Below are 11,411 nucleotides of genomic sequence, written 5' to 3'. Positions count from 1 at the left end.
TGAACCGTTGGTGCGACGGGGATAGCCTAGTTCAGACTTAATAGACTATTAAGCAAAAAAAATCTAGGAATCCCCGACCTCTAAAAGGTCGGGGAGGTTCAATTCAAAATCCTTTTCAGGCTCTGAGGAATAGATTTCATCATATACTTCGGAGTTATATTTAGCCAGTTTCTTAACCAGCGGGTCTGTATATCTTTCATCAGTGGCCTTATTTCTTAAATACTCGATAGGATAATCCTTAAGTTCGTCCCGAATGATTTCTAGCAATTCAGTTGCTCTCATAGGATTCCTTTGCTTTTAAGTAATTCACGCGGATTGTCAACGATGGCTTTCGTAACCTCTTCTTCGCTTAATCCTGCTCCAAGAGCGACTTCACGTGATCTTTCAAAGGTTATAATGTTATCCGGTGAGTGGGTATCGGTATTTACAAGCAGCTTGTTTCCCACTTCACGTGCTATGTTTGCAACGTGTCCGTTTCCAAGGCAGTGTCCCTTACGGGCACTGATTTCCAAATAAATGTCATTTTCAAGGGCGATTTCAGCTTCCTCTTTAGTGATTAATCCAGGATGGCCTAAAATGTCAACGTATTCTGATTCAACTGCTGCCCTGTTCGTTCCTGGAGTTACAGGTTCGTTTAAAGTTTCACCGTGAACCACTACGATTTTCGCTCCAAGTTCCTTTGCCCTTTTTGCAATTCCGTCTATTGATTCGACAGGAGCGTGGGTTACTTCAGCACCTAAAACAACTGTAATGTCCCAGTTTGAGTTGACGTCATCTATTGCGGCCTGTATCTTTGGAATCTCTTCAACATTTGAATAATCAACATGATCCGTAATGGCTATTACTTCATGATTCAGTTTTAAAGCTCTTCTTGCAAGTTCGGACGGCAGGAGTTCACCGTCACTGAATAAGCTGTGCATATGTAAATCTATTCTTTTGTTCATTTTAAAACCTCAATTAATTATATATTCCTAATTAATACAATATAATATTAATGGGAAACATCTAAAATTTCCCAATTATTTTGGAGGATTAAAAAATGGAGAAAAAGACTTTCCTTGCATTAATTGCAATACTTTTAGTGGCCGGCAGCATGGCCTGCGCATATGCGGCCCAAGCAACATTCGATTCACTCAATTTTGATGTTCCGGATGACTTTAAGGTAGACAATACCAATGACACTGCCGTTGTATTGAAAGACGATAAAAAAACCATAATGGTTTCAAAAGACATTATCGGTGAGGATGCAGTTAACGCATTCCTGACTTCCCAGGGCTTTAAATTCGTCGAAACGAATCACTGCAATACAACCGTATCAGGTACCCAGTCAGGAACATTCACCTATGACATGAATACCTATGCCAAAACAGGTGCGGGTGCGGCAGCATATTTCCTTGTAAAGGATAATGCAAATTACACAGTTATTGCAATTGATAATAATGTTGATGCAGATGATAACTTTAAAACGTCAGATGTTTGCGATGCGGCTGAAGAAGTCGTAAAAGCAATCATGCTGGCAAAATAGTGAAATTATTCAATTTCACTTTCTCCTTTTTTTTACTAATATCTAATTCTAAATAAGCAAAATAATATAATCAGGGACTGTCAACAAAAATGTTGTTAAAACACCTAAAAAAGTGAAAATGGATAATAAGCAGTATTTTTAATTTTAACAATGTTAAAAATATTCATTCCATTAATGCATTTTTTTAAATGTTTTATTTTTAATTTACTGTAATTAAATTAATTTTATTTTTTCTAAGAAAAAATAAATAGAAAAATTTATATCTGAGCCCCATTTTTGTTAATTTTTCCACCTTATTTTTCCAATTTTTTACAAGGTTTTATTTTCTTTATTTTTTTAATTTCTATATGAAATTTTTATTATTTTTTATAGTTAATAAGTTTATATGCTTGTATTTCGGAAAATAAGAATAAATAATTATAAATAGGAAGAAATACTTTATTATATTCATGTTCTCTAAAACAAATAATAAAGCACTTCCTATACTTAATGTGTCTGAAGTGCAACAAAAACTTTTCGATTTTGACGATTCAGGTCGTGAAAATCGAAATAATGGTCAAAGAAATGATCTCAGGAAATCTAATGATTTCCAATCTAAATTGGATGTTGGCAATTATAAGCATCCTGAGATTAAGATATCTGATGAATACGCCAATAAATATTTTATGGATGAAAATGGTATTATACATTCGTTGAATCCTATTTGTCCGCATTGTAATTCACACAATGTGGTTAAATGGTCTTTTTATGGAAGAAAAGTTATTTCTGAGGAATATTGTGGCGAAATAATAATACGAAGATATTATTGTAAAAAATGCAATAAAACGTTTATGACTGATTTAAAAGACCAATTTGACTTTCATTCAAATATTTCTAACGGATTGAAAGAAAAAGCCTTAAAAATCAAAGAATTAAACTGGAGTTCACTTAGGGACATCTCTAAATACTATAAAATCTTCAACAACATCGACATATCCTATGAAACAGTCAGAAAAGCACTAATTGTCGTAGATGGCAATGAAATCGATTATCAAATCGGTGAATTAAGAGGATACTACGGTTACGACGCGCAATGGGTGAAAATAAATAAAAAATGGAAATTCAGACACGCTGTCTATGACATAGTTCGTAAAATGCCAATTGCAGAACTATTCTCCGATGAAGACACAAACAAAGACGTATACTATCTCATAAACAAATATATCGAACTCAAAGATAGAACCTGTATTGTAACAGACACTAAAAAAGGTTATGATAAAGTAATGCGCAAATTAAAGTTTAAAAGACACCAATACTGCACATTTCACTTTAAATTAAACTTAAACAAAAAAGTACACGACGAAATACTCAAATACAAAAGAAAAATAGAATCTGAGCTGAAAAAAACCTATAAAAATGAGACAAAAACATTCATTGAAAATAAAGTAAAAGAAGAACTAAAACCCATAAAAAAAGAAATGGGATACATATTACAGTTAATATACTATCTATTTAAAGAAGAAAGCTTTGAAAAGGCAAATTCATATATTAACCTCATAAAAACAAATATGGTGAATTTCCCAGATTTTATACGAGAATATATTGTAGAATATTTCTTCCCACACTATAAATCCTATCTATACTACTTAGAAAAGCCATACAAAGGCAAATTGGATAGAACCAACAATAAAACGGAAGGATATTTCAGAGCCACCATGCCCAAAGGACAAAAAAGAAAATTCCGGACATTAAATGGCCTAGTTAATCAAGTATACCATAGAGGTAATGGATTAATAAACAATCAAATAGAAAAGGAAGAAAAATTAAAAAATAGTAATCCTTCGAGATTTATTAGATGAATAACTTGTTTTAAGGAATCTTTTTGATTTAATGTGAAGTGATCTTTTTCACATTTTTACAATCAAAAATTTTCCAAAATCATCACCAAATCACTTAAAATATAAAAAAATAATACAATATTTTGCATATTTCATTTTATAACTTTTTCACTGAGTTTATTTATATTTATCTTATTTTTATTGTTATTTAGAGTTAATAAATTTGTTTGGTTATTTATTTCGCTTAAAAAAAATGTTTAAGCAAGTTATGGGAATTAACAACATTTTTGTTGACAGTCCCGTAAAATTAAATGACAATATTTTTTTAAAATTAAAAATATAACATTAATCATATAAATGTTTGGAGAAAAATTATGAAAACAATTAAAATATTGTTTGTCTTAATCGTGTTATTCATCTCAATTAGTGTCGTTTCGGCTGAAGGAAACTTCACAGCACTTCAGGATGATATTGATTCAAGTACAGATAGCATAGATATAAATCAAGACTATGTATATGATAATTCGAGTGATTATAAACTGAATAGTGGAATTTTAATAAATAAAAGTGATTTTACAATTAACGGTAATGGTTACAGCATTGACGGATCCAATCAGGCCAGAATTTTTGATATTGCCGGAAATAACATTACAATTTCCAATCTTATTTTTATCAATGGAAATATGACCGGAGGACTAGGTGGAGCATTGCATTCTTCCGGATCAATTACCTTAAACAATGTGACTTTTAAATACAACAGTGCAAATTGTGGTGGAGCAATATCTGTATCAGGACAATGTATAATAAATAATGCAATATTTGCCAACAATACAGCCCCTGAAGATGGAGGAGCAATTATTGCGTGGGATAAACTCACGATAAACAACGCAACCTTCACAGACAACACTGCATCAACATCCGGAGGAGCAATATATGTAATAGGAGAAACTACAATAAACAACACAGTATTTGCCAACAACCAAGCGGACTTCGGCGGAGCGCTGAACACATGGACAAATACCATAATAGACAACACAACATTTAAAAACAACAAAGGGGAATACGGAGGAGCAATATATGCTGCAGGAAAAACCACAATAAAAAATGTGAAATTTTCCAATAACACTGCCACCCAAAATGGGGGAGCAATAAATGCAAGAGATGAAACCTCAATAGATACTGTAATATTCGCAGATAACGCTGCAGCAGCGTCTGGAGGTGCAATATTTGCAAATGGAAATTCAGATTTAATAAATTGTGTATTTGAAAATAACTCTGCAAAAAATGGAGGTGCGGTTTACTTTAACGGTGGAATCAAAAATAACCTGATTAACAGTACATTTAACGGGAACAGCGCTATAAGGTCTGGTGGTGCAATATTTGTAAGGGAAACTGCTATCAATAACACTATCACATCTGAATTTAGCAGCAACGTTGCAAGAGAGGCAAGTGGTGGAGGAATATTCTTCTATAAAACCGCTGAAAACAATAAAATTGAAAGTGTTTTCACAAATAACATTGCCGCTTATGGAGCAGGAATGTTCTTTTACAGTGAATCAAACAATAATGCGTTCAAAGGGGATTTCATAAACAATACTGCATTATCCTGTGGCGGGGCAATGTTTTTTTATAGCAAAACCAACTATAACACATTCAAAGGCAAGTTCATAAATAATTCAGCCTACGGTTTGATAGATGAAATTAACGGTAACGGTGGTGCGATAACTTTCAAAAACACTTCAAAAAACTGTGAATTTGACTGTGATTTCATCAATAACACTGCAAGGCTTTTTGGTGGTGCAGTGAATTATAGGATGACTCCATACAACATAACATTCAATGGCAATTTCATCTCCAACAGTGCAGAGAGCGGGGGAGGACTTAACTTCTTTGATGAATTTGAAAATGTAAGCTTCAACTGCAACTTCATTGCCAATAATGCAACGATAGGTGGAGGAATAGCTATCAATAAGGAAAATGCTATTTCCAATCGGATACCTGCTGTGGTGAACTGTAATTTCACAAGCAACATTGCAACGAGGGGTGGAGCAATCTATTTCAAAGGCAATGGAATAGTCAAAGACTGTAATTTCGCATATAATCGTGCAGAAAGAGGAGGAGCCATTCTAGCTTCAGAATTGTACTGTGAAAATTCAAATTTCGAGAACAATACTGCCACAATGGGTGGAGCAATGGACATTGGTAGCATCAATATAAAAAACAACACATTTAATGCAAATAGTGCAGAATTCGGAGCAAGTATAGAGTTTTTAGACAATGCCAAAATTGAAGACACGAAATTCCTAAACAGCCATGACTGTACATATTCCATGATTTATGGAACTGGTTATGGCAGCATTCTCATCAATAATTGTGAATTCTTAAATCTGACATCAAAATATGCACCGGCAATGTATATTTCCAATAAAAATAAAGTAACTGTTAAAAATTCCACCTTTAAGGATTTGCATGCTCTTTTAAGCAGCGGTGCAATTGCGATGAAAATCATACAGGACCAGATTGAAATTGAAAATTGCGTATTCATCAATACAACTGCTGTAAATAATGGCGGAGCGCTATATTTGGATATGGATGATGACATGGTGGAATCAGATGTCAATACCATTGTTAAAAACAATACTTTCATCAATTGTTCAGCCAATTTTGGAGGTGCAATCGTTCAATTGGGAGGCAATATGGAGATAAATGACTCCAGATTCCTTGAAAATGGGGCTGAATATGATGGAGGGGCGATATATGTATCCTTTGTAAATCTAAAATTGGACAACACCAAAATAATTTCAAACAGACTTCTTTATGAGGAGCTGTTTGACGGCGGAGGAATATACTGCGAAAAAAGTAATGTCTCCATAAGCAATTCCCTTCTTGAAAGAAATACAAAAAACGCCATTTATTCATATGGTTGTAAATTATCCATTGAAAACACTGCTTTCAGCGAAAACACAGAATCCATACATGCTGTTTTCACCACAAGCACATTAAAAGACAATGATTATGGAAATGACACATTAGTCCTAAATGACACATATTATATGACAGTCATTAAAGAAAGCGGCATGAAAATTCAATTGATAAACAATACCATCAATGTAGAAAACCTTCCTTTACGCTACGATTCACGTGATTGGGGATGGATAAGTTCCGTAAAGGACCAAGGTGACATAGGTGTCTGCTGGACTTTTGGAAACTGCGGAGCATTGGAATCTACATTGCTTAAGGCAACAGGCATAGAATATGACTTGTCAGAAAACAATATGAAAAACAGCATGCTGAAATACTCAAAATATGGAGTCGTATTTTCTTGCGAAGGCGGAACGTATATCCAAGGAGTGGAATATGCCATAAGCTGGGTGGGAGTATTCCCAAGCACATATGATACATATGACGAAATCGGAAAAATATCCCCATTAATCAGTGCCGGTGAAAAGATCCATATTCAGGATGTGATATTTATTGAACCCCGCAGGAATGCAACTGACAATGACGCATTGAAAAGAGCAATAATCGAATGCGGATCAGTAACCTTAAATTACTTGAACGTTGAAACGGAGCCATATTATAATGAAAAAACCCATGCGCAGTACCAAAACATTTCCAGTACTCCAAACCATTCAGTTTCAGTTGTCGGCTGGGATGACAATTATCCTGCAAGCAACTTCCTGATAACTCCTCCTGGAAACGGTGCATTCATCATCAAAAACAGTCATGACGAAAGCTTTGGGGAAAATGGATTCATGTATATTTCATATTATGACACAAGCATCCTAAACGAAACGACATGGGGTAACTTAACCGAATCAACGTCCGTCGGATATGTTCTGAAAAATCAGGAATCCTACAACAAGATATATCAAAGGGATGTTGGCGGTCTGATAAACAAATCCAATAGCTACACTGCATTCAAGGTCAAATATCAGTCCACAGGAAATGATTTGATAAGCGGCATTGGAAGCTATTTCAGAGAAAATGAAGAATATGTGATTGAAATTTATATTAATGATGAGTTGAAATACACGCAAACCGGAAATGCGCCATTTACCGGTTATCATACCGTCAGGTTAACTTCAGAAATTCCAATCAAAGACAGTGACAACTTCATGGTATTGATGAAAAAGGATTATGTTCCGATAATATATAATTCAACGCAATTTTATGAAAGCGGCAGCGTTTTCGTTGAAATGAACGGACAATGGGTTGATATGGCATTAGAAAACAAAAGTGCAACATTAAAGGTTTATACCAAAGATTTAGCTATTTACACAGAGGATTTGGTTAAAATCTATAAAAACGATTCCCAATTCGAAGCTGAAATTGGCGCTTGTAACGAAACAGTTACCTTTGAAATAAATGGCGGGACCTATTACAGAACCGGTAATGAAAACGGAACTGCCAAAATAGCTATTAACTTAAATCCTGGCAACTACACAATCAAAACCACATTCAACGGCACGACAGTTGAAAATACCATTACTGTATTGCCTACGTTAATAGCTGATAATTTAGTGAAATACTTCAGAAACGCTTCCCAGTTCTATATTTCATTAATTGATGGTAAAGGTAACCCGGTAGCTGGCGTTAACATTACCATGAACATCAACGGTGTGTTCTACAACAGGCTAACCAATGAAAACGGTACTGCTCGATTGAACATCAACTTGAACCCTGGAGAATACATATTAACAGCCATCGATCCGTTAACCGGACTTATGATGTCATACAACATCACGGTTTTATCCACTTTGGAAGCTGATGATTTGGAAATGAAATATAAGGACGGCTCAACATTCAATGTAACTGTCTTGGACGGTCAGGGAAAACCTGCATATAAAGCGGCAGTGACATTCAACATCAACGGCGTATTCTACACAAGATACACTGACTCTTCAGGAATAGCTAAGCTAAACATTAACCTGATGGTCGGCGAGTACATCATTACCTCAGAGTATGATGAATTAAGAATTTCAAATACAATTACAATAAAGGATTAATTTAATTAATCCTTTTCTTTTTTTTTGAGAAAATAATCTTTACGCATATCCCCATCATATCGCAAGGATACTACTCAAAAACTGCTATACGGGAATTATCTGACAACTAAAAAGTCATGCCTTTATATTTAAATGGGTAACTTTTTATATATTCATGAAAATAATACTTTTTAGTAAAGAGAATAATCTTTGAAAAATTTTCATTTCTTTGGAGGCAATCATGACATTGGAAATAATTAAAGAGATGTGGGAGTATACAACTTATAATAAGCTATTTCTTGTACTTATTACTGTTTTATTCTTCTTGTTTTGCATGTTTATGGAAGCTTTTGATGAAATGAAGATACCTTTTGCTCTTTATCTGTCAATGATACCCTATATTTTCATTTCAGGTTACGGGATGGCCATAACTAAGGATGTATTAAATGGCGGTAAGAGATTGCCTAAAATATTAATCAAAGATGTCGTTGTTTTGGGAATAAAATCATCTTTTGTTTTTATTGTGTATATCTCATTTCAACTGTTACTTTTTACTTTCGTATCTTCTCTATTCGGTTTTCCAGTAGTTGATGTAGATGATTTGGTGATGGATTTTTTTGAAACGGTGCCCCTGTTATTTAATCATGATTTTGTAGCTACGGTTATTTTTCTTATCATCGACTTTATAGTATTTTATATCACAATGTTTTTCATTGAAATGGGATTGGCTAGATTAGCCGATACAGGCAGTATTATAGAGGCTTTCAATTTAAAGAGAATTAAAGAAACCATTGATGTAATCGGGTGGGGAGTATATGCAAAACATTATACCGTAATTATACTTTTATTGGCCTTTTTCTCATTAATGATAGATATAGACCTTCCGATTTTTGGTTTGGATTATATTCTTAAAGTATTTTTAGGTTTGTTATTGTTCACCACTCAATACTGGGGTATAGGTGCCGTTTACAGGATATTTAAAAAGAAACAATCAGATAATTAGCATCAGTAGCTCTCCAGACAGTTATCGCCGCATTCAACCAATGCTCTTGTCAAAAAAGCATTCATGCAAGCTTTTCAAGTTTTTCAAAGGTCTTTTTCTTAAAATCTAATAAATATCTTAACTTTTGATATGCTTTCTACAGGATTCAAAAATTCTTGTTTTTTAAGTAATTATTATATAGTAACAGGAATATATTTTCTAATAACTGAAATTTTTTAGGAGATTATTGTTATGATAGCTAAAGCAGCAAAACTCGCAGAAGGCGTTTACTGGGTTGGCGTTCTCCACTGGAACAGCAGAACTTTCCACGGATACAGCATTCCAGGAACCACCTACAACGCATATTTGGTATTTGGTGAAGAAAAAACCGTATTAATCGATAACGTTTACGGAGGATTGGATAATCAATTGTTTGCAAGAATCGAGGATGCATTTGCTCAGGAAGGAAAAGACATCCAAATCGACGTATTTGTACAGAATCACTCTGAAATGGACCACTCCACACATTTGCGTGAAACCATTGAAAAATACAATCCTGAAGCTGAAATCTACGCTTCCCCTAACTGTGCCAAGTTCCTGGAACAGCAATATCACAATTTCGGAGATCTGGAAATCAATACTGTTCAAACTGGTGATGAAATCGACATCGGCGGAAGAACCCTTGCTTTCGTATCCGCTCCGATGCTTCACTGGCCGGACAGCATGTTCACATTCTTGGTTGAAGAAGGCATTCTGTTCTCCAATGACGCATTCGGCCAGCACGTATGTCACACAAAAAGATTCGATGAAGACTATTCACTTGACGTTTTGGAAAAGGAAGCTCAAAAGTATTACGCTAATCTCGTTACCTTAGGCTCTCCAATGCTTAGGATGAAGCTGCAGGAACTCACCGACAACGGCATCGTCGACCAAATCAAGATGATTGCTCCTTGCCACGGTCAAATCTGGAAAAACCCTAAATTCATCATAGACCTGTATGCAAAATGGGGTTCAGGTGTCTGCAAGGACAAAATCACTGTCATTTACGACACAATGCACCATTCAACCGAAAAGCTTGCTTACCAAATCGTTGAAGGTATTGCTAGCGAAGGTGTTGAAGTTGCAATGTACTTCATGCAGCATGACGGACCTGATGATGTCATTACTGATGTTTTGGACTCCAAGGCAATCGCTTTAGGCGCTCCTACAATGATGAACAAGCCTTTCCCACGTATTGGAAACATGATGTACTGGCTTGACTGCGTTAATTTCGCAGGAACAACCAGCAACAAGAATGCTTTAATCTTTTCATCCAAAGGATGGGGTGGAGGAGCCATTGCAAAGCTCCAGACCGATTTGGAAGCTGCAGGATTCAATGTAACTGATACATTAGACGTTACTTTCGTTCCTGACGAAGAAGTATTGCAGGAAGCTTTCAATAAGGGTGCAGAGCTTGCAAGATCCATTAAGGAATAATTAACTTTATTCTTTTATTATTTTTTTTTAAGTATTAATTGTTGTGTATCGCAACATTTATATATTAATTGATTGATAAAATTAACTAGGTGAATTAACATGTCAAAAAGTCTAATTATTTATTTCTCCCATGCCGGTGAAAACTACTTCGGCGGCGAGCTTAAGGTAATCGAAAAGGGAAACACTGAAGTAATAGCTGAATTAATTCAAAAAGCGACTGATGCGGATATCTTTAAGGTGGAACCGTTAAACGATTATCCTTCCGAATACGCCAAATGTATTGAAGTGGCCCAAAAGGAACAGAACGACGATGCGCGCCCGGAACTCAAGGAAGAATTAATGGATATCAGCGGATACGATACGCTTTTCATAGGTTTTCCAAACTGGTGGGGAACCCTGCCGATGCCTATGTGGACGCAGCTTGAAAAGCTTGATTTTGCCGCAAAAACAGTCAAGCCTTTCGTAACCCATGAAGGATCCGGCTTCGGCTCATCACAAAGGGATTTAAAAAATCTCTGTGAAGGTGCCGAAATTAAAAAAGGCCTTTCCATACAGGGCTCTAAAGTTCATGGTGCCGAATCAATTGTAAACAAATGGATTCAGGATTAATATCAAATGAACAA

General features: G+C 35.2%; 8 protein-coding genes. 6 read left to right on the top strand and 2 right to left on the bottom strand.

Annotation, left to right across the window (positions count from 1 at the left end):
* Positions 1-63: 63 nt before the first annotated feature.
* Together F3G70_RS03665 and F3G70_RS03660 are read right to left on the bottom strand one after the other, a co-directional pair.
* The gene (locus F3G70_RS03665; RefSeq protein WP_149731367.1) at positions 64-282 is read right to left on the bottom strand and encodes a hypothetical protein; all 219 of its coding nucleotides are present in this window, start codon (positions 280-282) and stop codon (positions 64-66) included.
* The gene (locus F3G70_RS03660) at positions 279-944 is read right to left on the bottom strand and encodes a histidinol phosphate phosphatase domain-containing protein (RefSeq protein WP_149731366.1); all 666 of its coding nucleotides are present in this window, start codon (positions 942-944) and stop codon (positions 279-281) included. The genes F3G70_RS03665 and F3G70_RS03660 overlap by 4 nt, the downstream gene beginning before the upstream one ends.
* 95 nt (positions 945-1,039) lie before the next feature.
* Between F3G70_RS03660 and F3G70_RS03655 the strand changes: the two genes are divergently transcribed.
* The 6 genes from F3G70_RS03655 to F3G70_RS03630 all read left to right on the top strand — a co-directional run bounded on the left by F3G70_RS03655 (position 1,040) and on the right by F3G70_RS03630 (position 11,397).
* On the top strand, positions 1,040-1,525 hold the full coding sequence (locus F3G70_RS03655) for a hypothetical protein (RefSeq protein ID WP_149731365.1): 486 nt from the start codon (positions 1,040-1,042) through the stop codon (positions 1,523-1,525).
* A 449-nt stretch (positions 1,526-1,974) separates the two neighbouring features.
* Positions 1,975-3,363, top strand: coding sequence for a transposase family protein (locus F3G70_RS03650; protein ID WP_149731364.1), 1,389 nt, complete (start codon positions 1,975-1,977; stop codon positions 3,361-3,363).
* 353 nt (positions 3,364-3,716) lie between these two features.
* Positions 3,717-8,351 carry a C1 family peptidase gene (locus tag F3G70_RS03645; RefSeq protein ID WP_149731363.1) on the top strand — a complete coding sequence of 1,545 codons (4,635 nt, stop codon included), beginning with the start codon at positions 3,717-3,719 and terminating at the stop codon, positions 8,349-8,351.
* Positions 8,352-8,571: 220 nt separating this feature from the next.
* Positions 8,572-9,333: a DUF4013 domain-containing protein gene (locus F3G70_RS03640; protein ID WP_149731362.1), complete on the top strand. Its 762-nt coding sequence runs from the start codon at positions 8,572-8,574 to the stop codon at positions 9,331-9,333.
* A 231-nt stretch (positions 9,334-9,564) separates the two neighbouring features.
* The gene (locus F3G70_RS03635; protein WP_149731361.1) at positions 9,565-10,788 is read left to right on the top strand and encodes an FprA family A-type flavoprotein; all 1,224 of its coding nucleotides are present in this window, start codon (positions 9,565-9,567) and stop codon (positions 10,786-10,788) included.
* A 99-nt stretch (positions 10,789-10,887) separates the two neighbouring features.
* On the top strand, positions 10,888-11,397 hold the full coding sequence (locus F3G70_RS03630; RefSeq protein ID WP_149731360.1) for a flavodoxin: 510 nt from the start codon (positions 10,888-10,890) through the stop codon (positions 11,395-11,397).
* The last annotated feature ends 14 nt before the right edge of the window (positions 11,398-11,411 follow it).

Source organism: Methanobrevibacter millerae (assembly GCF_900103415.1).
Taxonomy (GTDB): domain Archaea; phylum Methanobacteriota; class Methanobacteria; order Methanobacteriales; family Methanobacteriaceae; genus Methanocatella; species Methanocatella millerae.
The sequence above is the reverse complement of the archived record's forward strand: the minus strand, read 5'-3'. Positions and strand labels throughout refer to the sequence as shown.